General features: G+C 64.5%; 1 protein-coding gene. It reads left to right on the top strand.

Features of this window, described 5'->3' with window-relative positions; translation table 11 throughout:
- A partial coding sequence (locus AC1DCY_RS27910; RefSeq protein WP_477356093.1) for an aldo/keto reductase occupies positions 1 to 231 on the top strand: 231 nt, incomplete at its 5' end.
- Positions 232 to 383 lie beyond the last annotated feature (152 nt).

Here is a 383-nt window from a genome sequence, read left to right as displayed (position 1 = left end):
ATCCAGCAGATCGCCGAGCGGCATCAGGCAACCCCGGCGCAAGTCACGCTGGCCTGGGCCATGCAGCAGGGTTACGCGGTGATTCCGTCTTCGACCCAACGGGCCAACCTCGACAGCAACCTGGCGGCCCGCGACCTGACGTTGAGCGATGCCGATATGGCGCTGATCGCCGGGCTTGAACGTGGCCAGCGCCTGACCAGCCCGAAAGGTATCGCTCCCGACTGGGAGTGAGCAGGACCGCTCAGCGTTGCTCCAGGTGCAGAGCCAAACGTTCCATGGCGTCTTGCAAGGCCTGCACCGCCTGGCTCAATACGTTGTTGTCGCGCCCGCTGCAGGCAGCTTCCAGTTGTTCACAACACTGAACCAGGCGCCGGGCCTTGACC

The sequence above is a fragment of the Lysinibacillus sp. 10T31 genome (assembly GCF_056394365.1).
This window is presented reverse-complemented; position numbering and strand designations above follow the sequence as displayed.